The following is a 26,167-nucleotide window of genomic DNA, read 5'->3' as shown; positions in this document are numbered from 1 at the left end:
CCGATGATCGGGCAAAAACATGAATATGCCGGGTCGGCGATAAGCCACGCAGAACTGTCGGTGTGAGCGACGAATGCGCACGCATCACCATCGAGAACCAATGTGGGGCAGGCGCCCGCGGATCTGGCCGAGCCTCTGGTGACCGTTTCTCGGGTGGGCCCGCAGCGGCCTCTGCCCGCCGAGCGTCACGGCAGGGTGACGCTGGTCGCCGAACGTCACACCAGCGCGACGGACACGGCGGGCAAAACGAGACGTAGAACGCTGCGCCCAGGAGATTTGTTCAGTTTCCTGCGCAACATAACAAGCATCCTGGTACCGCCGGTATGCATAGGCACGCGCTCGCGTGGGTACGCAACTGAGTGAACGGTTGTTCGCAATGAAATGGCGCCCTTGGAGTCCGACTCGGACGCGGGTCGATCCGTTTCTGTCAAGGAACCAAGGTTCAACCGGCTACCGGCCGGTCGGCGAGAGGAGTTTTCATGCCGGAGGTCCAACTTCACCACGACGGACACCCGCGCTATCGCCGGATGGTCCGATTCGATTGGTCCGAGACGCCGCTGCACTGGGTGCCCGACGATCCATTCTCGACGCACATGATGAACGTCTTGCACCTGCTGCTGCCCGAAGGCGAGCGGCACTTCATCAAGGCCGTTCTGGAGGCGTCATCGCTGGTTGATGACCCGGAGCTGGAGGCGGCGATCAAACCGTTCATCCAGCAGGAGTCCTGGCATGCCTGGGCGCACCAGGTGGTGCTCGACCATCTGGCCGAACAGGGAATCGACACCAAGCCGTACACCTCGCGGCTGCGGAAAATGCTGTCGGTGGCGCTGGGTGACCCGCCGAAGTGGTTTCCGCCGGCGATGAAGCGGTGGTGGTTGTATCGGCGTCTGGCCGACGTGGCGGCGCTGGAACACTACACCGCGATGCTGGGCCAATGGGTGCTGCAGAACCGCGGTCTGGATTACGCCGGCACCGACCCGATGATGCTGGACCTCCTGCGCTGGCACGGGGCCGAGGAGGTCGAACACCGCTCACTGGTGTTCGACGTCTATCAGCACGTGTGCGGCAACTACTTCATCAGGGCCTTCTCGATGTTGATGACGACGCCGCTGTTTTACGGGTGGTGGATTGCCGGAGCGAAATATCTGATGGCCCACGACCCGACCATCGACCAGAAGTGGCGTTGGCGGGATTGGCTGCGTGCGGCGCGCGAGTACAAGTTGCCGGGTCCCTGGCAGCTGATGGTGACGCAACCGGCCAGGTATATGCGGCCCCATCATCACCCGGGCCCCGAAGCCGTCACAGAGATGGCGGTCGAATACATCAAGGATTCGCCGGCGGCGAAGGCCGCCCGTGAACGGGCGCAGTTGGAAGGAAAGGCCGCGGTTCGATGAAAGTTTCGGTGGACCTCGATACCTGCGACGGCAATGGCGTGTGTATGAGCTTGTGCCACGAGGTATTTGACGTGCGAGAGGACGGGCTGCACCTGCTGCAAGAGCACCCGCCGCGAGAGTTGCGCGGACCGTTGAAGGCTGCCGAGGTGTCCTGCCCGACCCGGGCGATCGTGGTGGAGGAGGACTGACGCGATGCCCGCAACTCGACAGTTACGCCAGATCGTCGTCGTGGGCGCAGGCGTGGCAGGAATGCGTGCGGCAGAGACGCTGCGACAGGACGGCTACGACGGCGCCCTCACCATCGTTGGAGCCGAACGGCAGGCGCCCTACCATCGCCCACCGTTGTCGAAGAAGCTCCTCAGCGGTCAGGTGCACCGGGCGGGCGTCGACATGGCGCCACAGTTCGACATGGACGCGCGGGTGCTCAGAGGGGCCACCGCGGTCGGCCTCGACATGTCCGCACATACCGTCCGGGTCCGCGACGAGGGCAGGGACCTGTCGGTGGATTTCGACGGGCTCGTCGTCGCCAGCGGCGCCGAGCCGCGCGAATGGCCGGGCGGCAACGCCCCCGACGGGGTGCTGCTGTTGCGGACGGTCGAGGATTGTCTGCGCATTCGGGAACGACTCGGCTCGCGGCCCCGGGTTGTGGTGGTTGGGGGCGGGTTTATCGGCAGCGAGGTCGCCGCGACCTGCCGATCGCTCGATCTGGACGTGGTGCTTGTCGAGAAGGCCCCCGGACCGCTCGTTCAGGCGTTAGGCGCGGAACTGGCGCCTTGCTGGGCGAAGTTGCATCGCGAACATGGTGTCGACCTGCGCGTCGGCGTGGGTGTCGACGGATTCGCCGGCAACGGGCGGGTCGAAGCGGTTCGACTCACCGACGGCTCGCAGGTCCCAGCCGATGTCGTCATCGTCGGGCTCGGCGTCACGCCCGCCACCGCCTGGCTTGACGGCTCGGGTCTGCGTTTGGACGACGGGGTGGTCTGCGACGCAACTGGCGCCGCCGAGGGCAACACCGGCGACGGCAATGTCGTCGCCGCCGGGGATGTGGCGCGCTGGTGGCACCCGCTGTACGAGCGCCATCTGCGTACTGAACACTGGGATGACGCGGCCCGCCAGGGTCAGGCCGCGGCGCGCACGCTGCTGGCCGGGCCGGAGCACGCCCAACCCTTCGCCGCGGTGCCGTACTTCTGGTCCGACCAATATGACATCAAGCTGCAAATGCTGGGCGTGCCAACCGATTACGACGCTGTCGAGATCATCGAAGGCAATCCGGAGGGCTGGCAGTTCGTCGGCGCTTACGGGCGGGACGGCCGCACCATCGCGGTGCTCGGGACGATCCCGGGCCGGGTGCATGCCTACCGGGAGGCCATCGAGAAGCGCGCCGAATTTCCGCCGCGCCGACCGGACTGACAAAGGCGAACCACCGCGACTACTCAGTGCGCCTGGGGCGACTCGAGACATCCCTTTTTGGGTACAGGATCCACAAGCCGACCGGAGTCCACTGATCGGGCCGACATGACCGCATACGCGACGACGGCGTCGCGCGTACGCCCAGGGACGGAGTTATGACATGCATCGCCCCGACACGATCATCGAAATTCACCGCGAGCGCGTGCAGGATCAGACGGCCGAGATGTTCAGCGGTGACAAGTACACGCAGTCCGTCGACGGCACGGGCTACTCCGCGACGGCCACCCTTGACCTCACCCTGGATCGCGTCTGGTTCGTCCGCGACTCTCGTCAGCGACTGTGGCAGGAAGCAGCCGACGGCGAACTCCGCGACCCGCCGCGGCACTTCGCAATTGACCTGGTGATTTTCGATTCGAAGATCGTCATCGATTCGGTCACCTGCATCCCGTTGGTATCCCTACCCCCGGCGACGATCACGATCCCGGACGGTCCGCGTTCCGGAGAGTCGCGCGAGATTGCGTACAACGAGATTCCGCTGTTCGGGCGGTTGACAATTCACGACCAACTCGAACCGCACCAAACAGAGCCGGGCAAGCAGACGATCGCCCTCAACTTCACCTCTCAGGACGCTCCCGTCCTGGTGGCCGCCCCATCGCCGGACCAGTACGTCGGGTTGCTGTTCGGTCCGCGCGTCGAGCGGCGTGCGGACGGGGTCACGGTCTTCCACGGACAAGACCCGCGCATCAGCTGGGAACTCGACTACGCCGAGGCGTATTGGATAACCCACAGCATCGCCGGGGAGCTGATGGTGAACCTCGAGAAACTCCAGCACCCCGGTCTCTCGGATGACGAAGCCAGAACCAGGGTGCTCGACTCGCTAGCCGCCCAAATCGCCGACGCGGTCGGCCCGCAACTGGAGGCGATGGGGGACAACGGGATTCAGGCGCTGCTGCCGTCACCGGTGGACGTCGATCCCGAGGCCCAAGACGACAGCACGATCAAGGAACTCGACGCCGTCGTGCAGCGGTTCGAGGTCGGCGAGGGTGCCGAGGAATCGATGGTCGTGCAGCTGCAGACACTGCGCGAATTGCCGCCCGGGGAGGAACTACCCGGGTCGGTCCTCGCCGAAAACCCTTATGAGAGGGCGGCTTTGGCCGTCACTGGGTGGAGCATTCTGCGGCAGGTCCGGGACACCGTGATGAACAGTTTCGATCTCGACGAGGGCGACTTCGACCCCGATGCGGCGTGCGCGCTGGCGGGCCCGAAGACGATCAGCATCGGCGGTCAAGACCGCAGCCTCGACGCCCTCGGCGCCGACATCGTGCCGCGAACCGAGGACGGCCGGTTGGTGGTTGACGGCACGGTGAGCGCCGACACCAAACTCTACGACTTCAAGGCCACCTTCAAGGTGGTGTACGAGATGGGCCTTGGCGACATCCCGCGCGACCCGAAGGGCAAAGAGCTGCTGGGACCCGACGTCGACACCATCGAGCTTCTCGAGCAGACGCTGAGTCTGGCCGGACAGAAGAAGCGCGCCGGTCACCTCAGCACGGAGGAATACGAAGCGGAAGTCAAAAGGGTCAGCGAGCGATTCGACCGGCTGCCGCGAACCGTGGGGGTGCGGCCGGCGCAGAACTCCGAGCCGGACGTGAATGCGGACTTCAGCCTGACAACGGCCGGAAAGGTGGCCACTGCCGCGGGCGCCGCGGCTGTCGTCGGTTTGCTTGCGCTGCCGGTGACCTGGGTGGCGGGGGCCGCCGGCGTTGGCGCCGCCGGTGCGGGCGGATTGTTGACCCTGGCGATCGCCCAGTACATCACCACCGTGCTGACCATCGACTGGTTCGGCACCGGCGTCGGTTCTCGTCAGGTCAAGAAGTCGCTGAACGACCAGCCCGAGGGCACGTCGCTGCCGCCCATCGGTATGCCGATCGGCCTGGACCTCAACCGCCAGCGCCTCGCGGTGTATTTCCGTCCGGTACCGGCGAAATTATGGGTCGATTGCGTGATGGCCGATGAGGAGGAAGACGAGGCTGGGGACGGCGACGCCATTCGGGTCATCGGCGGCCGATGGCCCACCGATGGCCACCCATGGACGCTCTCGCACGATGATGCGGTGTTGTTCGTCGACTCCGACGAACTGCAGCTTTTCGTCGATCCGTCCAGCGAGCGCGGCGACGAGTTACCTATCGGCGTGGACACCGCAGAGGGCGGACGGCGCCGGCTGCGGGTGCAGAGCGATCCCGACGCACTGCACCGGCTTCCGCACTGCCCTCGCGGCTAGCAGAGCACGGCGGCCGAGAACCACCCACCGCCCACCAGCGCGATGAGAAGCGCGGCGGTGGTTTGTCCCATAGCCGCGGCCGCGATCGCACCCACGATCGCGCAGATGAGGACGGTGACGGTCAGGACGGCGACGAGCACACGGTGTGAATTGACGGCCGCGCCGGCCCGAGGGGTGATAACGGCCTTCTTAGAGCGATCCACGTCGACCATGAAATCTCCCTACTGTGATCTGCGCAACATCATATCGCTAGATGTGGTCCAGATCACAAACCTGCGCCGGGTGGCAGATCTTGCGTCCGAACTCCCTAGGCATGGCGCGGCCAGAAGTTTCGGACAACCTTTCATAACGGTCACTCGCAGCGTCAACTACGCGCGCTCGGCCCCGAACGGTGGCATCAATGGGCCAGCCGATCGCGTCCTCGATGTCGTCCGCCACTTACGTGGAATCGATTCGAGGCGAACACAATTGAGCCGCGCAGCTCATCCTCGGGGGGTCCGGCGCGACGAGTCGGTCGGATGCCGCCGCGGCGTAGCGAAGGGCGTTCCGCACTGACCGACGGTTCGCCGTTATCCGGCCGAGATCGCCGATTAGGTTTTCGCCTCGATGCGGATTAATCTTGCCCGCGGTTCGTCCGCGACTCACCGAAAGCAGACATGTCTGTTCAGCCCACTCTGCTGCGCCGCCAATCGCTGCGCAGCACCCGCCGACAGCGGGCGGCTCACCGCGTGAAGTGTCCGATGGTCGGTCAGTGCTTCGATATCGACATCGCCCGCGACGCGGACGGATGGATGATCCGGATTCCCGAGATCGGCAGGGCCACCCGCGCCGGCAGCCGGACCGCCGTGGAGCCGGCGGCACGCGAATGCATCGCAACATGGACCGGCATCCCCATCGGGTACGTGGCCGTGTACGTCGCGAGCGAAACCGGGTAGTTACCTAGCCGCCAGGCGCGACCGCGATCGATTTGGTGTCGAGGTAGCCGTCGAGCCCTTCGGGCCCGAGTTCCCGGCCGTATCCACTGGCTTTGACGCCGCCGAACGGCGCGAACGGATCCATCGTGTAGCCCTGGTTGATGCCGACGGTGCCGGTCTGTATCTGCGCGGCCAGTGCCATCGCCCGGTCGGTGTCATTGCTCCAGACCGAGCCGGCCAACCCGTAGTCGGAATCGTTGGCGATTTGGACTGCCTGGTCCTCGTCGCGGTAGGGGATGACCGTGATGACGGGGCCGAAGATCTCCTCGCGGGCGATCCGCATGGCGTTGTCGGCGGACGCGAACAGGGTGGGTTGGACGTACCAGCCGCGGTCGAGTCCGTCGGGCATGTCGGCGCCGCCGACGATCAAGCGCGCCCCCTCCTGCTGGCCGATGGTGATGTAGTCGCGCACGCGCTGTTGCTGGCGACGCGAGACCAACGGACCGAGCTGGGTCTCGCGGTCGCTGGGGTCGCCGACGCGAAGGCCGCTCATCTCGGCGGCGAGCGCGTCGACGTATTCGTCATGACGCGCTCGGGGGACCAGGACGCGCGTCAGGGCGTTGCAGATCTGCCCGCTGTTGGACAGGCTGGCCGATCGCACCCCGGCGGCGACCTTGTCCGGCGCCGCGTCGTCGAGAACCAGCGCCGCGGACTTGCCGCCGAGCTCGAGGCTGACCTTGGTGAGGTTGGTGGCGCAGGCCGCGGCGACTGCGCGGCCCGCCGTGGTGGAGCCGGTGAAGGACACCTTGGCCACTCCGCGGTGGGCAACGAGGTATGCGCCGAGCGCCGCATCGCCGGGTAGCACGCTGACCACGCCGGGTGCCAGACCGGCCTCGTCGAGCATCTCGCCTAAAAGCAGCGCGTCCAAGGGGCTTTCGGGTGCGGGCTTGAGCACGACGGTGCAGCCGGCCAACAGTGCGGGCACCAGCTTGGTGACGATGAGGAACTGGGGCATGTTCCAGGGCACGACCGCCGCGACGACGCCGACGGGTTCTTTGCGGACCAGCACGTCGGTGCCGAAGAACCCGGGCCTGCTCTCCTGCCACGGATGTCTCTCGGCCAAGTCGCAGAACGCGCGGATCATGAACGCGGGCAGGCCGACCTGGGCGCGCTGGGCGAAGCTGATCGGTGCCCCGATCTCGGCGCTGATGGTGTTGGCCATCTCGGGGCGGCGCCGGTCGTAGATGTCGGCCAGGCGCCGGATGGCCGCGATCCGTTCCGACGGCTCGCTGCGGGCCCAGCGCGGCGACGCCGCGTGCGCGGCGGCGACCGCAGCGTCGACGTCGTCGGGCCCGGCCGCGTCGACCTCGGCGATGGGTTCCTCGGTATGTGGTGAGATGACCTGCACGACGCCGGCCCGCTGCCGCGCCCGATCGCCAGCGGCGGTTCGCACTCCGAGGTTGTGGTCCATCCGTGCCTCCCGATGCCAATATCAACTACTTGCTATTGATGGGGTCGAGGATATACCGTCGGCCGTGACGGAGCTCTCAGGGGATCGGTGAAACCGGTGCGCAGGTGGTCGTTTCGCGCAGACAGCGACTGTGGCGAGAGGCTGCGCGGCGAAGGTCCGGTGAGAGTGGACTGCTTAAGGAGCGATCATGGCTCGATTCCCCAAACCGCCGGAGGGCAGCTGGACCGAGCATTACCCCGAGTTGGGCACCGATCCGGTGTCTTACCAGGACTCCATCAGCCCGGAGATCTATGAGCTGGAACGCGAAGCCATCTTCAAGCGCGCCTGGCTCAATGTCGGTCGCGTCGAACAGCTTCCGCGCAAGGGCAGCTATTTGACCCGCGAGCTGAAGGTCGTCAACACGTCGATCATTCTGGTGCGCACCACATCTGGTGGTATCAAGGCCTACCACAACGTGTGCCGCCACCGCGGCAACAAGCTGGTGTGGAACGACATGCCGCAGGAAGAAACGCGCGGCGTGTGCCGGCAGTTCACCTGCAAATACCACGCCTGGCGCTACGACCTGGACGGCAACCTCACCTTCGTGCAGCAGGAGGAGGAGTTCTTCGACCTCGACAAGAGTCGCTACGGCCTGGTACGGGTGCACTGCGACGTGTGGGAAGGCTTCATCTTCGTCAACTTCGCCAAGAAGCCCGAGCAATCGTTGCGAGAGTTCTTGGGGCCCATGATCACCGGGTTGGAGGGGTACCCCTTCGACAAGATGACGTCGCGGTGGTACTACCGCTCGGAAGTCAAGGCGAACTGGAAGCTGTACATGGACGCGTTCCAGGAGTTCTATCACGCGCCCGTGTTGCATGCGAACCAGTCGCCGACCGCGTACTCAAAGGCGGCCGCCGAGGCGGGATTTGAAGCCCCGCACTACCGGCTGGACGGGCCGCACCGCCTGGTCAGCACTTCCGGCGTGCGGGCTTGGGAGATGGCCGACGAGATGCGCAAGCCGATGGAGGACATCTGCCAGAGCGGGCTCTTCGGCCCCTGGGACAAGCCGGATCTGGGGCCGATGCCCGCCGGGCTCAACCCCGCGAAATGCGATCCGTGGGGCCTGGATTCGTTCCAGCTGTTCCCCAACTTCGTCATCCTGTTCTGGGGCCAGGGTTGGTATTTGACCTACCACTACTGGCCGACGTCCTACAACAGCCACCTGTTCGAGGGCACGCTGTACTTCCCCGCGCCGCGCACCCCGCGCGAGCGGGTGGCCCAGGAACTGGCGGCGGTGTCGTTCAAGGAATACGGGTTGCAGGACGCCAACACCCTGGAGGCGACGCAGACGATGCTCGAATCCCAAGTGATCGACGAGTTCTTGCTGTGCGACCAGGAGGTCCTGATCCGTCATCTGCACAAGGAGACCGCGGCCTGGATCGACGACTATCGCCGGACCTCTACGGCAGGAGTGTGAACGCGATGCCGATGCTGCCCCCCGAATTCGCCGACCTCGAACCGTTCTCCGACTGGTGCCTGCCCAGCGAACCCGAACGCTACGCCAAGAGGCTGGCCAGCTCCATGACGCAGATGAAGGCCTTTTACGACGCGATCACCGCCCGGGCCGAAGAGGCCCTGACGTTCTGCGACAAGTTTTCTCTCGACGACCTGCCCGACGATGTCCAGAATCTGATGCACCTGCTGTATTCCATGATCATGGTGTCGTTCCCGGTGGAATGCTGGAAGCAGCCCCGCGTCCCCGATTCGGGTGCGTCGACGCTGGACTGCGTGTCGGAGCCCGTTCCATGACCACGGTGCTGCGCGCGGCGCGGTGGGGTGACGTGGTGACCGGCCAGATTCACACGCCGGCGCAAGTGGTGATCGACGGTGAGCGCATCACCGCGATCAATCCGCAAGAGCCGCTTCCGGATTCGGCGACCGTCATCGACCTCGGCGACGTGACCCTGCTCCCGGGACTGATGGACATGGAGCTCAACCTGCTCATCGGCGGCCCCGGCGGTCCGGAGGGGCTGCCGGCGCCCATGCATGGCGTGCAGGACGACCCCGCGTATCGCACGCTGCGTGGCGCGGTCAACGCACGCACCACCCTGGAGGCAGGTTTCACCACGGTGCGCAATCTGGGGCTGATGGTCAAGACAGGGGGCTATCTGCTCGACGTGGCGCTGCAGCGCGCCATCGACCAGGGCTGGCATGTCGGGCCGCGCATCTATCCCGCCGGCCATGCGGTCACCCCGTACGGCGGGCATTTGGACCCGACGGTGTTCCAGCGGCTGGCTCCCGGGATCATGCCGCTGTCGGTGGCCGAAGGCATCGCCAACGGCGTGCCCGACGTGATCGCCTGCGTGCGTTACCAGATCCGGCACGGCGCCAAGCTGATCAAGGTCTCGGCTTCGGGTGGGGTGATGTCACACAGCACCGCACCGGGGGCCCAGCAGTACTCCGACGCCGAGTTCACGGCGATCGCCGACGAGGCCCATCGGGCTGGAGTCCGGGTGGCCGCGCACGCCGTCGGGGACAGCGCCATCCAAGCGTGCATTCGCGCCGGGATCGACTGCATCGAACACGGCTTCCTGGCGACCGACGAGACCATCCAAATGATGGCCGACCACGGCACGTTCCTGGTGTCGACCACGTATCTGACCGACGCGATGGCCATCGACCGCATCGCGCCGGAGCTGCGCAAGAAGGCGCTCGAGGTGTTCCCCCGCGCAAAGTCGATGTTGCCCAAGGCAATCGATGCGGGCGTGCGAATCGCATGCGGCACCGATGCACCCGCCATCCCGCATGGCCAAAACGCCAAGGAGCTCGGCGCGCTGGTCGAACGTGGCATGACTCCCGCGCAAGCGATCCGAGCGGCCACCGTGGTGGCTGCCGAGCTGATCGAGGCGGATGACGAGTTGGGCAGGCTGGCGCCGGGCTACCTGGCCGACATCATCGCCGTTCCCGGAGACCCTTTCGACGACATCGCCGCCACGCTCGACGTCCGCTTCGTGATGAAAAACGGGCAGATCTACAAAAGCCCCGCGGCGTAACGGAGGCGGGAAATGGAACTCACCGACAACATCCTGTGGCTGCTCAAGCAGGCCTTCTACTATTCGCTGACCACCATCAACGAGGCGATGCGCGAACACGGTGTGAGCACCGCCCAGATCGGCGTGCTGCGCCAATTGGCCAACGAGCCAGGCCTATCCGGCGCCGAATTGGCGCGGCGTCTGCTGATCAGCCCGCAAGGCGTCCAGCTCGCACTCACCGCGCTGGAACGTCGCGGTCTGGTGGAACGAAAGCAAGACCCCCAGCACGCACGCATCCTGCGGGCCTATTTGACCGGGGAGGGGCGCAAGGTCGCCGAAACGGTGGTGAACGACGCGATCGCCGCACACCAGGAGGTGTTCGGGGTGTTGACCGAGCAAGAGCAGCGGACCCTGCGCGAGTTGCTGGGCCGCGTCGTCGAAAAGGGCACCGGTCATGAACTGTTCAACGACCACGTCGACGGCTGACCCCGCCCCGGACGGCGCGAGCGCGGCCATCGACGGACGCCGCCAATCTCTAGTACTTGAGACTAATCGCAAGTAGTTGATACTGTGGCCGGGATGGGTGAAATTCGGGCGGCCGCGAACGTCGGTCCGGCCGCGGTGAACGAGGCCGGATCGGGCGGCGTCGACGTCGCCGCGCTGCCGGATGGCTTTGTGCCACTGCGGATCAAGCGCGTGGTTTCCGAGACGCGCGACGCCGTGTCGATCGTTCTCGACGTTCCGCAGAGCAGCGCGAAGCGGTTCGGCTACCAAGCCGGACAGTTTCTGACGCTGCTGGTCACCGTCGACGGCCGCGAGCACCGACGGTGTTACTCGATGTCGTCGTCACCCGCTCTGGGCGAGGATCTGCAGATCACCGTCAAACGCGACCGCGACGGCGTGGTGTCGAACTGGCTCAACGACACGGCCACGCCCGGTGACGAGCTGCCCGCCCTGCCACCGCAGGGCCGCTTCGTGTTGCGCGAGAGCGATCGAGAGCTGATCGCCTTTGCCGGCGGAAGCGGCATCACGCCGGTGTTTTCGCTCGTGCGTACGGCGCTGACGTCCGGCGAGCGGGCCACGCGACTTTTCTATGCCAACCGGAACCGTGAATCGGTGATCTTCGACGAGGCGTTGGCGTCGCTCAGCGCGCGGCACGCCGATCGCTTCGTGCTGCACCATCATCTCGACGACAACAGGGGTTTCGTCACCCAGGCGGACATCGAGGCGTTCGTCGCGGACGCCGGAGACGCCGACGTGTACATCTGCGGGCCAAACGAATTCATGGATATCGTGCGAAACGCCTTATCGGCTGCGGGCGTGCCGGCCGATCGCCTGCACATCGAGCATTTCGACGTCGACGACGTAGCCGCGGCGGCGCCGCCGGACACCGAGGTGGTGACCGACGAGGTCACCATCGTGCTGGACGGCTCGACGACGACCGCGCCGTACCATGCGGGTAACACGCTGCTGCAGACGGCCCGGATGGCCGGACTGCGGGCGCCGTCCTCGTGTGAGATCGGCTCGTGCGGAACATGTATGGCCCGCCTGACGCACGGCAGCGCCCGGATGATCAACAACGACGCGCTCGAGCCGGATGAAGTCGAGGAGGGCTGGGTGTTGACGTGTCAGGCCCTGCCCACCAGTCCCACGGTGCGGGTGGTCTACGAGTGAGCGAGAAGGCGGTCGATGGTGGAGCGGGGTCGATGACGAGGGTCGCGGTGGTGACCGGCGGCGCCTCGGGTATGGGCGAGGCAACCTGTCATGAATTGGGCCGGCGCGGAATGAAAGTCGCGGTGCTCGACGTCAACGAGGATGCCGCGCAACGCGTCACCGACGACCTGCGGGCCGCTGGCGTGACCGCGCTCGGGGCCGGCGCCGACGTCACGGATCGGTCCGCGGTAGAGCAGGCCTTCGCGAAGGTGCGCAGCGAGCTGGGCGCGGTGACGGTTTTGGTGACCAGCGCGGGCATGTTCGACTTTTCACCCTTCCTGGAGATCACCGCCGAGAACTGGTCTCGAATCATCGACGTCAACCTCACCGGCACCTTTCATTGCTGCCAGCTCGCGCTGCCGGACATGATGGAGGCGAATTGGGGGAGGATCGTGATGATCTCGTCCTCGAGCGCCCAGCGCGGCTCCCCGTTCGCCGCCCATTACGCGGCGTCCAAGGGCGCGGTGATCACGTTGACCAAGTCACTGGCCCGAGAGTATGCGCCGCACGGGATCACGGTGAACAACATTCCGCCCTCGGGCATCGAGACCCCGATGCAGTACCGGGGCCAGGCCGCCGGGTACCTGCCGTCCAATGAGCAGATCGCCAGCAATATCCCGTTGGGCTACCTCGGCACCGGGGCCGACATTGCCGCGGCCGTGCGGTTTTTATGTTCGGAAGAAGCCCGGTACATCACCGGCCAGGTTCTAGGCGTCAACGGTGGAGCGGTGATGTGATAGCGAGGATCCGATGACCAGAGCAGGCAGGCCCCCGGAGGGCTCCTGGACCGAGCACTATCCCGAATTGGGAACCGGCCCGGTGTCTTTCAAGGACTCGTCGTCCCGGGAATTCTACGAACTCGAGCGCGAAGCGATCTTCAAACGCGCGTGGCTCAACGTTGCACGGGTGGAGGAGCTGCCGCGTGTCGGCAGCTACCTCACCAAGGAGATCGAGGTCGCCGGCGTCTCGGTGATCCTGGTCAAAGGCAAGGACGAGCGCATCCGCGCCTTCTACAACGTGTGCCGCCACCGCGGAAACAAACTGGTGTGGAACGACTTTCCCGGCGAGGAGACCCGCGGGACATGCCGGCAGTTCACCTGCAAATACCACGGCTGGCGCTACGACCTGCAGGGCGCGTTGAAATTCGTCCAGCAGGAAACGGAGTTCTTCGACCTCGATCTCGCGCAGTACGGGTTGCGGCCGGTGCACTGTGACGTGTGGAACGGCTTTGTCTTCATCAACTTCGACCCCGAACCACGCCAGGGCCTGCGTGAGTTCCTCGGTCCAATGATCACCGGCCTCGACGACTATCCCTTCGGCAAGCTGACCGAACGCTACGAGTGGGTGGCCCACAACAACAGCAACTGGAAGATCTTCGCCGACGCCTTCCAGGAGTATTACCACGTGCCCTCGCTGCACTCCCAGCAGGTGCCCGCCGAGGTGCGTGATCTTAACGCCGGATTCACTTGCGGCCATTTCCAACTCGACGGCCCGCACCGGTTGGTCTCCACGGCCGGGCGGCGCCGCTGGCTGCTGCCGCCCGAATACATGTACCCGATCGAGCGGGCCACCCGCAGCGGGCTGGTGGGACCGTGGCGCACGCCCGACATCGGCGAACTGCCACCTGGGCTCAATCCCGGGCGGATCGAGCCCTGGGGCATCAGCAATTTCCAGATTTTCCCGAACATCGAGATCTTGATCTATGGCGGCTGGTATCTGCTGTACCGGTACTGGCCCACCTCACACAACACGCACCGGTTCGAGGCCTACACCTACTTCCATCCGGCGCGCACCGTGCGGGAGCGTATCGAGCACGAAGTCGCCGCGGTGGTGTTGAAGGAGTTCGCGTTGCAAGACGCCGGGATGCTCGGCGGGACGCAGGCGGCACTGGAATACGGCATCGTCGACGAGTTTCCCCTCAACGACCAGGAGATCCTGGTGCGCCATCTGCACAAGGTCGCCGTCGACTGGGTCGAAGCCTATCGCCGCGAACAGGATTCGGTGGGAGTGTGACCATGCAGACCATGTTGCCCAGCGCATTCGCCGAGCTGGAGGAATACGCCCAAACGTGGTGCCTGGCAACCGAAACCGAGCGCTGGAACGCCCGGGTCAACGCGTCGATGCCCCAGCTGCGGGAATTCTACGACGCGTTCTTCCCGCGCCTGGAAGAGGCGATCGACTACTGCGACAAGTTTCCCCTCGACAATGTGCCCGACGACGCGCTGAACCTGCTGCACATGATCTATTCGCTGATCATGGTCGCCATGGCGGTGGAGATCATGCATCAACCCGCCCCGGTCGATGCCGCCGACGCCGTCATGATCCGCACCTGCGGACCGGTGCCCTGACGAAAGGACCGACCATGGGTCTGCTCACCATCACCAAACTCACCGAGTCGGTCGGTGCCGAGGTCGCCGGCCTGCAGCCGGCCGCCCTGGCAAGAGACGACTCGGTAGGTGAAGCGGTGCTGGATGCGTTGGAAGACAACGGGGTTCTGGTCTTTCGCGGCCTGCAACTCGACCCGGAGGAACAGGTCGGCTTCTGCCGCCGCCTCGGCGAAATCGACCACTCCTCCGACGGCCACCATCCGGTGGCCGGCATCTACCCGATCACGCTGGACAAGTCCAAGAACGCCTCGGCCGCCTACCTGAAGGCCACCTTCGACTGGCACATCGACGGCTGCACCCCGTTGGGCGACGAATGCCCGCAGAAGGCCACCGTGCTGTCGGCGGTACAGGTCGCCGAATGGGGTGGTGAAACCGAATTCGCCAACTCGTACGCAGCCTACGACGCCCTGAGCGACGCGGAGAAGGAGCGGTTCGGCGCCCTGCGTGTGGTGCACTCGCTGGAGGCTTCCCAGCGTCGCGTCTACCCCGACCCGTCGCCGGAACAGGTGCAGCGCTGGCGATCCCGTCGCACCCACGAACACCCGTTGGTGTGGACGCATCGCAGCGGCCGAAAGTCGCTGGTGCTGGGCGCCTCCGCGGACTACGTCGTCGATATGGATCTCGATGAGGGACGCGCCCTGCTGGACGAACTCCTCGAGCGGGCCACGGTGCCGGACAAGGTCTACAGCCACAGCTGGTCGATCGGCGACACCGTCATCTGGGACAACCGCGGGGTGCTGCACCGCGCCGCCCCGTACGACCCGGAGTCCCGTCGAGAAATGCTGCGCACCACCGTGCTCGGCGACGAACCGATCCAATAGCATGGCCGCGGCCGACGAGCATCCGCTGCGCCTGACACCGCTACCCGCCGACGAGTGGGACGAGCGAGCCCGCGCCGCGCTGGCGTCGCTGATCCCGGCCGAGCGGGCGAATCCCGTTGGCGCGGGCAATGTTTTGTCGACCATGGTCCGCCACCCCGACCTGACCGCGGCCTACCTGCCGTTCAATGCCTACCTGCTCACCCGCTCGACCCTGTCGCCCCGGGTGCGCGAAGTCGCGTTGCTGCGCGTGGTGCACCGCAGCAATTGCGGCTACCTGTGGTCGCACCACATCCCGATCGCTCTGCGCGCGGGCCTGACCGAACCCGAGATCGAGGGCATTCGGTCCGGCAGCTGCGCCGACCACACCGACCAGGCGGTGATCCGCGCCGTCGACGATCTCACCGCGGACAACACCATCAGCCAAGGGACTTGGGATCTGCTGGGCGAGTTGTTCACCCAGCAGCAGTGCATGGATTTGACGTTCACCATCGGCGGATACCTGTTGCTTGCTCTGGCCGTCAACACGTTCGGCATCCGAGAAGAGCACGGATGATCCCGCGGTCGGTACGTGGTGCCGTCGTCAGGCGCTAGTCCTCGCGGGATAAGGCGGCGCGCGGGCACTCGGCGATGGCCTTCTCCACCAGCGCCTCTTGGTCGGCGGGCACCGGGTCCGCGGTGACCACCGCGTAGTCGTCATCGTCGAGCCGAAAAACATTCGGCGCGATGTTCACGCAGTAGGCATTGCCTTCACACCGATCAAGGTTCACCACCGGCCGCATGAAGATCTCCTTTGATCTCTCGCACGAGGTTTTCACAAATGAGTCCTGTATAAATTCTAGTACGCCGCTTCTCAGTGACCTCTCAGTGCTGCCGTCTTACGCTGAGATCCTGGGTCCGGGAGGTCGATGGTGAAGATCGCATCCGTCATCGCCCGCCAACTGCTGGACTGCAAAGCCCGGCCCCTGCTCGAGGTCGAGATCACCACGGACACCGGCGTTGTCGGTCGCGGCGCGTCACCGACGGGCAGTTCGGTGGGTTCACACGAGGCGTTCGTCCTGCGGGACGGGGATCGCACCCACTACAACGGGCTGGGCGTGCACCGCGCCATCGCCGCGGTGACCGACGAGATCGCCCCCGCCCTGATCGGCGCGAAACTCGACGACCCCCGCTCCCTGGACCGGGTCATGATCGACCTGGACGGCACGGCGGACAAGCACCGGCTCGGCGGCAACGCGATCTACTCCACGTCGATCGCACTGCTGCGGGCGGCCGCCGCCGCGGCCGGCACACCCACGTACACTTATATCGGCGCGCTGCTCGGGCTCGAACCGCCGGCCACCGTGCCGATACCCAGCTTCAACATGATCAATGGCGGTCACTACGGCGATGTCCGCCAGACCTTCAGCGAGTTTCTCGTCGTGCCCTATCGCGCGGACTCGATCGAATCCGCGGTGGAGAAAGGCGTGGGCTTGTTCGAGACGCTCGGCGAGGTGCTCACCGAGCGCCTGGGCCGCGCACCGATGCTGGCGTCGTCGTACGGATACGTCGCGCCGTCCAGCGACCCGCACGTCGTTCTGGAAGTGTTGGCCGAAGCCGTCGAGCGCGCCGGCTGCGCCGACATCATGGCGTTCGCCCTGGACTGCGCGTCGAGCGAGGTGTACGACAGGGACTCTGCGACATACGCATTCAATGGCGAGCGGGTGACCGCGGAGGCGTTGATCGACTATGCCCGGGCGCTGTCGCAGGACTTCCCGATGCTGTTCATCGAAGACCTGCTGGACGGGGATGACTGGGCCGGATTCGCCAAAGCGGTCCAGACGGTGCACCGCTCGATCATCCTCGGAGACGACCTGATCGTCACCAACCGCGCCCGCTTGCGGCGCGCCGTCGAGATGTCCGCAGTCGGTGGGTTCGTTCTGAAACCCAACCAGGTCGGAACGATCGCCGAGGCCCTGGATTGCTTCGAATACGCTAGGCGCAATGGCGTTTTGGCCATCCCTTCGGGCCGCTCGGGCGGCGTCATCGACGATGTGGTGATGGACCTGGCGGTGGGCCTGGGGGCGCCGTTTCAGAAGAATGGCGCACCGCGGTCTGGCGAGCGCATCGCGAAGCTCAACTTTTTGCTGCGAGCGGCCGAAGGCATCCCGGATTGTGCGTTGGCGGACGTGCCCGCATTGGCGCGGTTCTGAGCCCGTTTCGAGTCAGCGGCCGGCGAACAACGCGAGCTCGGCCGTCACGGCGGTCCCACACACTGCCAAGGCGATCGAAAGCGCCAGCCAGTCCGCCGGTTTCGGTCGCGAGGGGGCCGCGGAGATCTGGCCGGTGCCGCCACGGGCCGTGATCGCATCACCCATCTCGTCGGCGCGGCGCAGCGTGACGGTGACGATCGCGACGACCAGGTCGATAACCTCCGCCGCCGTGCCCCGCAGACGGGCCCAACGGGTGCGAGGTGTGATATGCGGCCGCAGTCGGCGGGCGGCATGCAGCACCCGGAATTCGTCGATCAGCATTGGGAAGGTGCGCAGGGCCAGCGCCAAGGCAACCGACCAGTCGTCGACGGGGATTCGTAACGGTCGCAGGAAGCGACCCAAAGTGGCTACCGCGGGCGCAATTTCGGCGACATTAGTGGTCCACGACACCAGCGCGCCCAGGCCGAGTAATACGAGCGACAGCGAGGTGACGCGCAAAAAATCCAACAGGCCACCGAGACCCAGCGAGACCGTTCCCGCCTGGATCACGGGTTTGCCTCCGGCCAACGCCGCAGCGAAACCGGCGATGGCCAGCAGGATCCACAGCAATCGCGGCACCGACGGCAGCGCGCCGCGGGGAACACGCGCGAGCCGTACTCCCGCGACCGCTAACGCGGCGCTGAGCCCGATCGCCACCCAGCCGGGAAAGAATGTCAATAACAGCGAAATGCCAAAGACGACAAGCAATTTCGTTCCAGCCCACAACTCGTGGATGGGTGAGCTGCCCGGCACCGGCCGCAGCAGCACAACGGGGCGCCGACGAGCGGGCCTCTGCTTGGCCGGGGCGTCTGTCGCCACCGTTTCGTCCCGGGCGGCCGTCGCCTCCGCCGTTAGCGAACCGTCCCGCAGGTGCAGGGTACGCGGGCACAACTCCTCCAGTCCGGCGAAGTCGTGCGAAATGACCACCACGGTCAGACCGGTGTCACGACGGCGATCCGCGAGCAGCCGCAGCAGACCGCGTTGGCTGGCGGCATCTAGCCCCGCCAGCGGCTCGTCGAGGATCAAGATGCGCGGAGACCGCGCCAGCAATCCGGCCAGGACCACGCGGCGCATCTGGCCGCCACTGAGCTGATCGATACGCCGCTTCGCCACCGCGGCATCCAGCCCGACGACGGCAAGCGCCGCGACCACTCGATCGTGATCGTCGGGCGAAAAGCCCGCCGCCGAAGCTACTTCCAGGGCGACACGGGGACGCATCAATTGCAACCGGGCCGCCTGGAATTTCAGCGCGACCGCACCGACCTGCTCAGAAATCGGGCGTCCGTCGAGCAGACAGGTACCGCTGGTCGGCGCCGTCAGTCCGGCCATGATCCACGCCAACGTCGACTTACCGGAGCCGTTGCCGCCGTGGATAAGGAGCCCGTCGCCCTCATGCACCGCGAAGCTAATACCGCGCAAAGCGGTCTTCGCCCAGGGGGTGTCACTGGCGTATTCGTGACCAACACCGGCGAGTACCAGCATGGGCGCGCTGGACTGGTGGCCCGCGGCGAGCGTCGGCGTGGGCGCGGCCGCGGTCTCGACCATGGCGGTGTTATCCAGCGAAGCGCTGAGATTGATCGTGCGGTGGGCGGCACCGGCCTCGTCGGTGTAATGGGTGATGTACACCAGGGTCGTTCGATAACGCTCGTTGAGCCCGGACAGCACGCCGAGCAGCGCATCCCGGCCGTGCTGGTCGACCATCGCGGTGACCTCGTCGGCGATGAGCAGTGCCGGCTCCCGCGCCAGCGCCGCGGCCACGGCGAGGCGCTGCAGTTCACCGCCGGACAACCCGCCGGTGTCGCGCTCGGCCATGCCGTCAAGCCCGACTTCATGCAGTAACCGGCCAACGTCAGTGGTCTTGCCGGGCGGCAGTCCCCAGACCACGTCGTCGGCGACCCGCGTGCCCAGCACTTGGCTTTCCGAGTGCTGCATGACGACCGCGGTGCCGCCGAGTTCGCCGAGTCCGACCGCCCCCGGACGTTCGACCGTGCCCGATGTCGGTTCGCGGCCGGCCAGGATCAGTGCCAGCGTAGTTTTCCCGGAGCCGTTCGTTCCGGTGACCGCGACGTATTCGCCCGCCTGCACGTCAAAGCTCACCGCACGCAGCGCGTCGTGATCGGCATGCGAGTAGCGGAAGCGCACCTCGTCCAGCCGCACCGGGACCGGCGCGATCGGCCCGCAGCGAAGCGGTGCGTCCAGTTTGTGCACATCGGGAATGCTGCCTAGCCGCTGCAGCACCCGCGACAGCGTCCACCAGCCGATGACCGAGGCGCCGATGATCGCGACCACCGCGTATCCGAGGACCAGCCACTGCCAATAATTCAGCGCTTCGGCGAGCAACCGTTTGAGCTCCTGCGCACCAGCCTGCAGGTGCGGCACGCGGGCAATCACCGCCGCGCCTCCGTTTACGGTGGCCGCGATCGTGTCGAACACCAGTTGCCGAAGCCGCGCCAGGACGGTCAACGCGATGACGCCGGCCCCGCCGAGGACGACTCCGGCGACAAATGACACGGCGATCACGGTGGGCGTGCCGCGGGTGCGGCGTGTCACCATCCCGGCCAGTCCGCCGACGTAGGCGCAGAGCGCGACCGTCAAGACGCCGCTGAAGCCGACCACCAAAAAGCAGATCACACCAGCGGCGATCGCCGCGGTGATCGGGACCCGGATCCGATACCGATAGGCAAGTAGCCCAATCGGCACGGTGCCCAGCAGACCCAGCCAACCCGCGTGCGGAAGGATGACCGCGATGATGGCGATCGCCGCACACAGCGCACCCATCACCGACGCCTGCGCCATTTCACTGGGTAGCAGCGATCCGGCACGCTTTTTCGGCAGCGCAGTGCCGGACCCCTTCACGACACGATTATGCCCGTCGCCGCCAGCGCGCCCGAGGTTCTCTCATCAGATCTTCAGGTAGCCCTTGTCGGCGGGAATCTGGGCGGCGACGGCGGCGACGGCGGCGAGACGGCGCGGGTCGTCGCACGCGTTTCGTCGACATGTCAGCACATCAACGAGATGCGTTCGGCCCGGTCAACGATTCGTCGGCCGGTCACGGCTGCGGCAGCGGACGGGCGCGCACCAGCGTCGGCCACCAGAACCACGGCCCCAGGATCCGCAGGATGGACGGCACGACAAACGAGCGCACGATCAGGGTGTCGAGCAACAAGCCGATGCACACCGTCGAACCCACCTGCCCGATCGTTCTCAGATCGCTGGTGAGCATGGCCAGCATGGTGAAGGCGAACACCAAACCGGCCGACGTCACCACACCGCCGGTGCTGCCGAGCGCGCGGATGAGACCGGTGTGGATCCCGCCGTGCAGCTCCTCCTTGACCCGATTGATCAACAACAGGTTGTAGTCCGATCCGACGGCCACCAGGATGATGAACGTCAGCGGTAGGACGAGCCAGTGCAGGTGCAGACCGATGAGGTGCTGCCAGAACAGGATGGACAGGCCGAACGCCCCGGCGTAGGAGAAGGCCACGGTGCCCGGAATCACCAACGCCGCCACCAGACTTCGCGTGATGAACAGCATGATCAAGAAGATCAGCACAAAGGCCGCGATCGCCGCGATCAGCAGATCCGACATCGCGTATTGCTTGATGTCCTTGTCGTTGGACCCCGAACCGCCGATATAGACCCGGGCGCCGGCCAGCGACGTCTCCTTCAGGATCGTCTTGATCGCGTCGGGGAACTGTTCGACGTGCTCGACGCCTTCGGGGCCCATGGCGTCGCCCTCGTGCGTGACGATGAAGCGGGCGGCCTTGCCGTCCGGCGACATCATCAGCTTCATGCCCGCCTTGAGGTCCTCGTTGTCGAAGGCTTCGTGCGGGATATAGAAGAAGTCGTCGCTGCGGGACTTGTCGAAGTCGTTGCCGACGTTGATCGAATCGTCGTAGGTCTGCTCGGTTTGAATGGACTGTAGATCCGCCGAGCCGTAGCTGTTGACCAACTTCGACTGAAGGGCTTCCGTGTCGTCGGCGGTGGCTTTCAGCTGGGCGATGATCTGCGGGAAGGCCTTATCGACCTCCACGAGGGAGATCCTGGCGTACTTGATGTCCTCGGCCAGGTGGTCGATCTGGTCGAGCCCGTCGAACAACGATCTGAACGACCAGCAGATCGGAATGTCGAAACAGTGCTTCTCCCAATAGAAATAGCTTTTGATCGGGCGGAAGAAATCGTCGACGTTCGCGATCTCCTCGTTGATTTCGTTGCTGACCCTTTCCAGGTCCTCGACGGTGAGCACCGTCTGGTGCAGTTCGTCGGACACCTTCTGGAAGAAGCCGATCTCCTTGCGCAAGACGGCAACAGAGTGCGCCTGGATCTCCGCCTGCGCGTCGGTGTTCGAATTCTGCTCCCTGTTGAAGGGGAGTTGTTGACCATTGCCGCTGCCTTGCGTGGTGAACAGGTAGGGAATGCTGGCGTGCTCGAGCGCCCGGCCCAACGGCCGCGTCATGCCTTGCACCATCGCCACCCCATGCAGGCGGATCAAAGCCCTGGCGACGCGATCGAGCGAGATGAAGTCGGCCGAGTTGCGCATGTCGTGGTCGGTCTCGATCATCAGCATCTCGGAAAACAGCTTGCTCTTGGGGAAGTGCCGATCGGCGGCCTGAAAGCCGAGATTCGCTGGGGCACTGGCCGGCTGGTATTGCCGGTCGTCGTAGTTCTGCCGGTAGCTCGGCACGAAGATCGCGCCGAGCATGACGACGGCGGAACTGGCCACCAGGATCGGCACCGGCCAGCGCACGACGCTCGCCCCGATGCGCCGATAGAGATACCCTTTGGCGCTGGTTCTCGGGTCGAACATCCCGAACAGGCTGCCGACGGTCAAGACCGCCGGACCCAGCGTCATCGCCGCCGCGATGGTGAACAGCATGGTGATCGCGACGGCCGGCCCCATGGTGTGGAAGTAGTTGAGGCGCGCGAACGTCAAGCAGTAACACGCGCCGGCGATGGTGAGGCCGGACCCGATGATGATGGGCGCGACACCCGTGTATGCGATGTAGAAGCTGTCCTCCCGGCTTTCGCCGGCCTGTCGGGCCTCGTGGTATCGGCCCATCAGGAAGATGCCGTAATCCGTTCCCGCACCGAGGGTCAACGCGATGACGATGTTCACCGCGAACGACGAGAGTTCGATGTACCCGTAGTGCCCCAGGGTCGAGACGATGCCCTTCGCGACGAGCATCTCGATGAGGACTCCGAGCAGGGGCACCAACAGCGTGGCGGGCGTGCGGTACACCAACAGCAGCATCACGACGATGAGGATGATCGTGACGATCGTGACGTTGTTCAGGCTGGCATTGGCGATGGCGAGTGTGTCGGAGGCCAGCGGAGCCGCACCGCTGACGTAGACCTTGAGCCCGGGCGGCGGCGTGTCTTTCTTGATGATGTCGCGGACGGCGTCGACGGACTGGTTGGCTTGAATCTGGCCGATGTCGCCGGCGAGACGCAAGAGCACGTAGGTGCACTTGCCATCGACGCTTTGCGCCCCGGCCGCGGTGAATGGCTTGCCCCACAGATCCATCACGTATTGCACGTGTTTGGTGTCGCGCTCGAGGCGGCGCATCAAATCGTCGTAGTACCGGTGGTCCTGGTCGCCCAGTTGGCGGTTCGCCTCGAACACCACCATGGTCAGGTTGGTCGAGTTGGACTCGTGGAACTTCTCGCCGATGTGCAGCAGCGCCCGCTGCGAGGGTGCGTAGTGCGGGACCATCGGCCCGGCGAGCTCTTCTGCGACCCGTTCCACTTGGGGCATAAAGGTATTCGTGGTGACCGCGAGAAGCCCCCAGAAGAAGATGATCGGTATCGCCAGTGCGCGGACCATCCTGGGGATGAAGGGACGTTTGACCCGGGGCTCGTCGAGGCGGTGCTCGGTCATGCCGACTTCACCCTGCACTGGACGTCGGCGTCCTGATGGTCACCGGATTGCTCGTCGCGGACAACGCCGTCGACCAGCATCCGGCAACCCACTTGACCGCCATGAACGTGCACCGAAATGCTGCCGGATGCCACCGTAAGCGTGGTGGTCTCCGTGTGGGACCAGGGCAAAGACGTGATATCGACCTCGTGCGGATGGCCATCGATGTCGACGTAGACGAGCTTCCCGCCTCGCCCGGCGGAACCGAACACCTCATAGGTGATCCGTTTGAGGTTGAACTCTTCGGGTGCCTGCGGACCGTTGACGGTGATGACCGGCTCCGGTTCGGAGAACTGATGCACCTTGTACATGCACAGCAGGCCCACACCCACCGCGACCACCGCGACCAACGGCATCCAGATACGCGAAAGCACTGTCCGCCCGACTGAACGAGGGCTCATCGGATCATCTCTCGCGACCCGGTACGGACATCGTGTTCGTGCCCCCCCGCTCTCGCCCTGGTGCCCGCCAAATAGTAGACGGTCATGTGCCCAATTGACACATCATTGTGCAAGACCAGAAACACCGCAACCCGGACCCGGCCGGTAAGGCGCGCCGGCCCATCCGGCGGCCCGTGAGCGCACGGGATGCCTGGCCTTGTCTTCGGTCAGGACACTTTGTTCAGCCGCCGCTTCAACCCTGCGTGGCGGCGGATTTGAATGGCGAGGTTCGTCGAGGTCAACATCGGGATCACCCCGAGGAAGGTCCGCTCGGAGGGAGTCGCTCCATGCAAGTGGTAGAGACTGCCGAAGACATAAAAACAGCCCAGCATGAACAAGGCGCCCGGGATGCAAAGGGTCAGCAAGGAGCCACGATCGGCAACGAGTTGCTTCGCGTAGTTCAACTCCTGCCGTGACATCGGTTCGCCTTTCCGCACTTTGTGCAGGACCGCTTTGGCGCTCCGGATGTCTTCACCGACGGGAGCAGCCGTGCGGCGCTCCAGGCGATTTACGTACACGGCGGCGACGGCCGCCAACGACAGCGCCAGGACAAGGGTTAGTGCGGTCAGCAGACCATATAAAGACGAACTCATGCTGCGATCCTTGCTTCGCCGTGGGATTACCGAAGGCTCGCGAAGAACGCTACCCCAGTCGTTGCGACACCGTACGTGAGCGCTTTCTCCGAAAGTCCCGGCTGATGATCACATCCCGGGCGATCAAAATCCGAAGTCGCCGCCACCGCTCGAATCGGACCCGCCGCCGAAGTCCGATCCGCCGCCGAAATCGGAGCCGCCGCCGAAATCGGAGCTGCCGGAGTCCCAGCCGCCGCCGGAGTCCCACCCGCCGCCAAAGCCGACGTCGCCGCCGCCGGAGAATGCGGCGTCGCCGCCGGTGAACCCCACGTCCGCCGACGGGCTGTCATAACCGGCTGCCTGGCCATCGTCATAGCCATAGCTATTGGCATCGGTGAAGGCGGAATCGCGGCCGGCCTCGAAGCCGCGCTCGTAACTGCCGCCCCAATGGTCGTCCAGGAGCGCGTCCATCAGCAGCACGTCGGTCAGCGCCCACGTCCAGCCCGGGCCCCAGAACGCGTACGGGTAATAGCCCGGGTAAAAGAACATCCCATTGTGGTAGCCACCGCCGTAGTAGTACGGGTAACCGGGCTGCGCTGCGGTGCTGTAGTTGTTGTTGTTGATCGTCACCGACTCACCGGTGTCGGGGTTCGTGGTGCGCACCGTGGCCTGCTTACGATCGGCGGCCGGCACCGAATTCACGGCGGCGACGTCGGGCGTGCGCCGCGGGTCCAGCTTCCGGTTGGCCTTCGCGACCGTGGACTCCACCACCCGCAGATGCGCCCGTGCGGCCCCGTAATCGCCTTTCTCATAAGCGTTTCGGGCGTCGTACAAGCTGGAGTTGGCTTTCAACGACTCGGCGCTGACATCCGCGCCGCTATCGGTCAGCACGGCGTTGTCGAGATCGCTGACATTCGACGTGGCCACGATCAGCTCCTGCTTGATCTCCTCGCGCGCCTCATTGTCCTTGCGGTGCTTACGATTTCGGCGCACGCCGAACCAGAGCAAGCCGGCCATGGCCAGCGCGATGCCCGAAATGACCAGCGTCGCCTTCAGCCAGGTCCAGTCGTCGTGCTTTTGGTGAGCGACGGGAGAGGTGGTCACCGGTCCGCGGGACACCGCGTTGGCGCTCGCCAGCTTGCCGACGAAGGCACTCGTGGCGCCGTACGGGTCGTTGTGGTGATCTTTCGCCGACTGATTCATGAATTGATCAACGTTGTCGGCAATGGCCTTGGGCACGTTGTAGGCGCGCACGTGGTAGCCGCGGGAGTCGATGACCAGGATGACGCCGCTGAACCTGGGGTTGCGGCTCAGCATGGCGGCGTGAACGGCGTCGGGCGTGGTCACGCCGCTCTGGGCGGGGGACACCACCGCCACCCAGACCGGAGGGTCCGAGCTCCACGTCCACGAGCTGGTGAGGATCTGCTGGTTCAGCTTGTCGGGATTCTGCAGCGGCGGCCGGGCCCCCGGGTCGACCACCACGTGCGTCTCGCTGTCGAACCTGCTCACCAGCTGGTCCGTGTAGGTGTCGGCGGACGCCGACGGGGCGAGCAGCAGCGCCAGCACCATGATCACCGGAGCCAGGGCGAGTTCGCGGAAGCGTAGGTT

Annotated in this window: 24 protein-coding genes; 16 read left to right on the top strand and 8 right to left on the bottom strand. The window is 65.4% G+C overall.

From position 1 onward, the window contains the following. The first annotated feature begins 479 nt into the window (after window positions 1–479). The 4 genes from AC5Y7E_RS08735 to AC5Y7E_RS08720 all read left to right on the top strand — a co-directional run bounded on the left by AC5Y7E_RS08735 (window position 480) and on the right by AC5Y7E_RS08720 (window position 5,085). Window positions 480–1,394, top strand: coding sequence for a metal-dependent hydrolase (locus AC5Y7E_RS08735; RefSeq protein ID WP_499920048.1), 915 nt, complete (start codon window positions 480–482; stop codon window positions 1,392–1,394). Then, window positions 1,391–1,582, top strand: coding sequence for a ferredoxin (locus tag AC5Y7E_RS08730; RefSeq protein ID WP_499948518.1), 192 nt, complete (start codon window positions 1,391–1,393; stop codon window positions 1,580–1,582). The genes AC5Y7E_RS08735 and AC5Y7E_RS08730 overlap by 4 nt, the downstream gene beginning before the upstream one ends. Before the next feature lie 4 nt (window positions 1,583–1,586). Next, window positions 1,587–2,804, top strand: a complete 1,218-nt coding sequence (locus AC5Y7E_RS08725; protein WP_499948517.1) for an NAD(P)/FAD-dependent oxidoreductase — start codon at window positions 1,587–1,589, stop codon at window positions 2,802–2,804. A gap of 160 nt (window positions 2,805–2,964) precedes the next feature. Then, entirely contained in the window at window positions 2,965–5,085 is a 2,121-nt protein-coding gene (locus tag AC5Y7E_RS08720; protein ID WP_499948516.1) for a hypothetical protein, read from the top strand. Here AC5Y7E_RS08720 and AC5Y7E_RS08715 read toward each other — a convergent pair. Beyond that, window positions 5,082–5,297 carry a hypothetical protein gene (locus AC5Y7E_RS08715; RefSeq protein WP_499920241.1) on the bottom strand — a complete coding sequence of 72 codons (216 nt, stop codon included), beginning with the start codon at window positions 5,295–5,297 and terminating at the stop codon, window positions 5,082–5,084. The two genes, AC5Y7E_RS08720 and AC5Y7E_RS08715, sit on opposite strands and share 4 nt — an antisense overlap. A gap of 528 nt (window positions 5,298–5,825) precedes the next feature. Here AC5Y7E_RS08715 and AC5Y7E_RS08710 point away from each other — a divergent pair. Then, entirely contained in the window at window positions 5,826–6,020 is a 195-nt protein-coding gene (locus AC5Y7E_RS08710) for a long chain fatty acid-CoA synthetase Faa4p (protein WP_499948817.1), read from the top strand. A gap of 4 nt (window positions 6,021–6,024) precedes the next feature. Here AC5Y7E_RS08710 and AC5Y7E_RS08705 read toward each other — a convergent pair whose 3' ends face one another. Next, the gene (locus tag AC5Y7E_RS08705; RefSeq protein WP_499948515.1) at window positions 6,025–7,470 is read right to left on the bottom strand and encodes an aldehyde dehydrogenase; all 1,446 of its coding nucleotides are present in this window, start codon (window positions 7,468–7,470) and stop codon (window positions 6,025–6,027) included. 187 nt (window positions 7,471–7,657) lie between these two features. Between AC5Y7E_RS08705 and AC5Y7E_RS08700 the strand changes: the two genes are divergently transcribed. The 10 genes from AC5Y7E_RS08700 (at window position 7,658) to AC5Y7E_RS08655 (ending at window position 15,955) form a co-directional block, all read left to right on the top strand. Further along, window positions 7,658–8,926 (top strand): aromatic ring-hydroxylating oxygenase subunit alpha, encoded by a 1,269-nt coding sequence (locus AC5Y7E_RS08700; protein WP_499948513.1) that lies wholly within the window; start codon window positions 7,658–7,660, stop codon window positions 8,924–8,926. Next, window positions 8,923–9,258 (top strand): hypothetical protein, encoded by a 336-nt coding sequence (locus tag AC5Y7E_RS08695; protein ID WP_499920053.1) that lies wholly within the window; start codon window positions 8,923–8,925, stop codon window positions 9,256–9,258. Before AC5Y7E_RS08700 ends, AC5Y7E_RS08695 begins: the two co-directional genes overlap by 4 nt. Further along, complete coding sequence (locus AC5Y7E_RS08690) at window positions 9,255–10,502, top strand: metal-dependent hydrolase family protein (RefSeq protein WP_499948512.1); 1,248 nt, start codon at window positions 9,255–9,257, stop codon at window positions 10,500–10,502. The genes AC5Y7E_RS08695 and AC5Y7E_RS08690 overlap by 4 nt, the downstream gene beginning before the upstream one ends. 12 nt (window positions 10,503–10,514) lie before the next feature. Beyond that, on the top strand, window positions 10,515–10,967 hold the full coding sequence (locus AC5Y7E_RS08685; RefSeq protein WP_499920055.1) for a MarR family winged helix-turn-helix transcriptional regulator: 453 nt from the start codon (window positions 10,515–10,517) through the stop codon (window positions 10,965–10,967). 93 nt (window positions 10,968–11,060) lie between these two features. Continuing rightward, window positions 11,061–12,155 carry a 2Fe-2S iron-sulfur cluster-binding protein gene (locus tag AC5Y7E_RS08680; protein ID WP_499948511.1) on the top strand — a complete coding sequence of 365 codons (1,095 nt, stop codon included), beginning with the start codon at window positions 11,061–11,063 and terminating at the stop codon, window positions 12,153–12,155. 32 nt (window positions 12,156–12,187) lie between these two features. Further along, entirely contained in the window at window positions 12,188–12,931 is a 744-nt protein-coding gene (locus AC5Y7E_RS08675) for an SDR family NAD(P)-dependent oxidoreductase (RefSeq protein ID WP_499948510.1), read from the top strand. A gap of 13 nt (window positions 12,932–12,944) precedes the next feature. Next, window positions 12,945–14,207, top strand: coding sequence for an aromatic ring-hydroxylating oxygenase subunit alpha (locus AC5Y7E_RS08670; protein WP_499948509.1), 1,263 nt, complete (start codon window positions 12,945–12,947; stop codon window positions 14,205–14,207). Further along, window positions 14,204–14,542: a hypothetical protein gene (locus AC5Y7E_RS08665; RefSeq protein ID WP_499948508.1), complete on the top strand. Its 339-nt coding sequence runs from the start codon at window positions 14,204–14,206 to the stop codon at window positions 14,540–14,542. Before AC5Y7E_RS08670 ends, AC5Y7E_RS08665 begins: the two co-directional genes overlap by 4 nt. A gap of 14 nt (window positions 14,543–14,556) precedes the next feature. Beyond that, on the top strand, window positions 14,557–15,402 hold the full coding sequence (locus AC5Y7E_RS08660; RefSeq protein WP_499948507.1) for a TauD/TfdA dioxygenase family protein: 846 nt from the start codon (window positions 14,557–14,559) through the stop codon (window positions 15,400–15,402). A gap of 1 nt (window position 15,403) precedes the next feature. Then, a complete protein-coding gene (locus AC5Y7E_RS08655; RefSeq protein ID WP_499920061.1) occupies window positions 15,404–15,955 on the top strand; it encodes a carboxymuconolactone decarboxylase family protein in 552 nt (183 codons plus the stop codon). A gap of 34 nt (window positions 15,956–15,989) precedes the next feature. On the opposite strand, the gene AC5Y7E_RS08650 is transcribed toward AC5Y7E_RS08655, so the two are convergent. Then, window positions 15,990–16,181 (bottom strand): ferredoxin, encoded by a 192-nt coding sequence (locus tag AC5Y7E_RS08650; RefSeq protein ID WP_499920062.1) that lies wholly within the window; start codon window positions 16,179–16,181, stop codon window positions 15,990–15,992. A 126-nt stretch (window positions 16,182–16,307) separates the two neighbouring features. On the opposite strand from AC5Y7E_RS08650, the gene eno reads away from it, so the two are divergent. Continuing rightward, a complete protein-coding gene (eno, locus tag AC5Y7E_RS08645; RefSeq protein ID WP_499948506.1) occupies window positions 16,308–17,591 on the top strand; it encodes a phosphopyruvate hydratase in 1,284 nt (427 codons plus the stop codon). A 12-nt stretch (window positions 17,592–17,603) separates the two neighbouring features. Here the strand turns inward: eno and AC5Y7E_RS08640 are convergent, their stop codons facing one another. The 5 genes from AC5Y7E_RS08640 to AC5Y7E_RS08620 form a co-directional block, all read right to left on the bottom strand. After that, entirely contained in the window at window positions 17,604–20,426 is a 2,823-nt protein-coding gene (locus tag AC5Y7E_RS08640; protein WP_499948815.1) for a DUF2232 domain-containing protein, read from the bottom strand. 253 nt (window positions 20,427–20,679) lie between these two features. Further along, entirely contained in the window at window positions 20,680–23,508 is a 2,829-nt protein-coding gene (locus tag AC5Y7E_RS08635) for an MMPL/RND family transporter (RefSeq protein WP_499948505.1), read from the bottom strand. Next, window positions 23,505–23,948, bottom strand: coding sequence for an MmpS family transport accessory protein (locus AC5Y7E_RS08630; protein WP_499920065.1), 444 nt, complete (start codon window positions 23,946–23,948; stop codon window positions 23,505–23,507). The genes AC5Y7E_RS08635 and AC5Y7E_RS08630 overlap by 4 nt, the downstream gene beginning before the upstream one ends. Window positions 23,949–24,154: 206 nt before the next feature. After that, window positions 24,155–24,580 carry a hypothetical protein gene (locus AC5Y7E_RS08625; RefSeq protein WP_499948504.1) on the bottom strand — a complete coding sequence of 142 codons (426 nt, stop codon included), beginning with the start codon at window positions 24,578–24,580 and terminating at the stop codon, window positions 24,155–24,157. Window positions 24,581–24,703: 123 nt separating this feature from the next. Beyond that, window positions 24,704–26,128 carry a hypothetical protein gene (locus tag AC5Y7E_RS08620; protein WP_499948813.1) on the bottom strand — a complete coding sequence of 475 codons (1,425 nt, stop codon included), beginning with the start codon at window positions 26,126–26,128 and terminating at the stop codon, window positions 24,704–24,706. Between the last annotated feature and the right edge of the window lie 39 nt (window positions 26,129–26,167).

The sequence above is a fragment of the Mycobacterium sp. NGS17 genome (assembly GCF_059813205.1).
The sequence above is the reverse complement of the archived record's forward strand: the minus strand, read 5'-3'. Positions and strand labels throughout refer to the sequence as shown.

Coding starts and splice junctions, on each gene's coding strand:
- AC5Y7E_RS08660 (WP_499948507.1), top strand. CDS start 14,557: ATGGGTCTGCTCACCATCACCAAACTCACCGAGTCGGTCGGTGCCGAG.
- AC5Y7E_RS08705 (WP_499948515.1), bottom strand. CDS start 7,470: ATGGACCACAACCTCGGAGTGCGAACCGCCGCTGGCGATCGGGCGCGG.
- AC5Y7E_RS08715 (WP_499920241.1), bottom strand. CDS start 5,297: ATGGTCGACGTGGATCGCTCTAAGAAGGCCGTTATCACCCCTCGGGCC.
- AC5Y7E_RS08685 (WP_499920055.1), top strand. CDS start 10,515: ATGGAACTCACCGACAACATCCTGTGGCTGCTCAAGCAGGCCTTCTAC.
- AC5Y7E_RS08650 (WP_499920062.1), bottom strand. CDS start 16,181: ATGCGGCCGGTGGTGAACCTTGATCGGTGTGAAGGCAATGCCTACTGC.
- AC5Y7E_RS08640 (WP_499948815.1), bottom strand. CDS start 20,426: ATGGCGCAGGCGTCGGTGATGGGTGCGCTGTGTGCGGCGATCGCCATC.
- AC5Y7E_RS08725 (WP_499948517.1), top strand. CDS start 1,587: ATGCCCGCAACTCGACAGTTACGCCAGATCGTCGTCGTGGGCGCAGGC.
- AC5Y7E_RS08710 (WP_499948817.1), top strand. CDS start 5,826: ATGGTCGGTCAGTGCTTCGATATCGACATCGCCCGCGACGCGGACGGA.
- AC5Y7E_RS08655 (WP_499920061.1), top strand. CDS start 15,404: ATGGCCGCGGCCGACGAGCATCCGCTGCGCCTGACACCGCTACCCGCC.
- AC5Y7E_RS08735 (WP_499920048.1), top strand. CDS start 480: ATGCCGGAGGTCCAACTTCACCACGACGGACACCCGCGCTATCGCCGG.
- AC5Y7E_RS08730 (WP_499948518.1), top strand. CDS start 1,391: ATGAAAGTTTCGGTGGACCTCGATACCTGCGACGGCAATGGCGTGTGT.
- AC5Y7E_RS08690 (WP_499948512.1), top strand. CDS start 9,255: ATGACCACGGTGCTGCGCGCGGCGCGGTGGGGTGACGTGGTGACCGGC.
- AC5Y7E_RS08635 (WP_499948505.1), bottom strand. CDS start 23,508: ATGACCGAGCACCGCCTCGACGAGCCCCGGGTCAAACGTCCCTTCATC.
- AC5Y7E_RS08620 (WP_499948813.1), bottom strand. CDS start 26,128: ATGGTGCTGGCGCTGCTGCTCGCCCCGTCGGCGTCCGCCGACACCTAC.
- AC5Y7E_RS08675 (WP_499948510.1), top strand. CDS start 12,188: ATGACGAGGGTCGCGGTGGTGACCGGCGGCGCCTCGGGTATGGGCGAG.
- AC5Y7E_RS08630 (WP_499920065.1), bottom strand. CDS start 23,948: ATGAGCCCTCGTTCAGTCGGGCGGACAGTGCTTTCGCGTATCTGGATG.
- AC5Y7E_RS08680 (WP_499948511.1), top strand. CDS start 11,061: ATGGGTGAAATTCGGGCGGCCGCGAACGTCGGTCCGGCCGCGGTGAAC.
- AC5Y7E_RS08670 (WP_499948509.1), top strand. CDS start 12,945: ATGACCAGAGCAGGCAGGCCCCCGGAGGGCTCCTGGACCGAGCACTAT.
- AC5Y7E_RS08720 (WP_499948516.1), top strand. CDS start 2,965: ATGCATCGCCCCGACACGATCATCGAAATTCACCGCGAGCGCGTGCAG.
- eno (WP_499948506.1), top strand. CDS start 16,308: ATGGTGAAGATCGCATCCGTCATCGCCCGCCAACTGCTGGACTGCAAA.
- AC5Y7E_RS08625 (WP_499948504.1), bottom strand. CDS start 24,580: ATGAGTTCGTCTTTATATGGTCTGCTGACCGCACTAACCCTTGTCCTG.
- AC5Y7E_RS08700 (WP_499948513.1), top strand. CDS start 7,658: ATGGCTCGATTCCCCAAACCGCCGGAGGGCAGCTGGACCGAGCATTAC.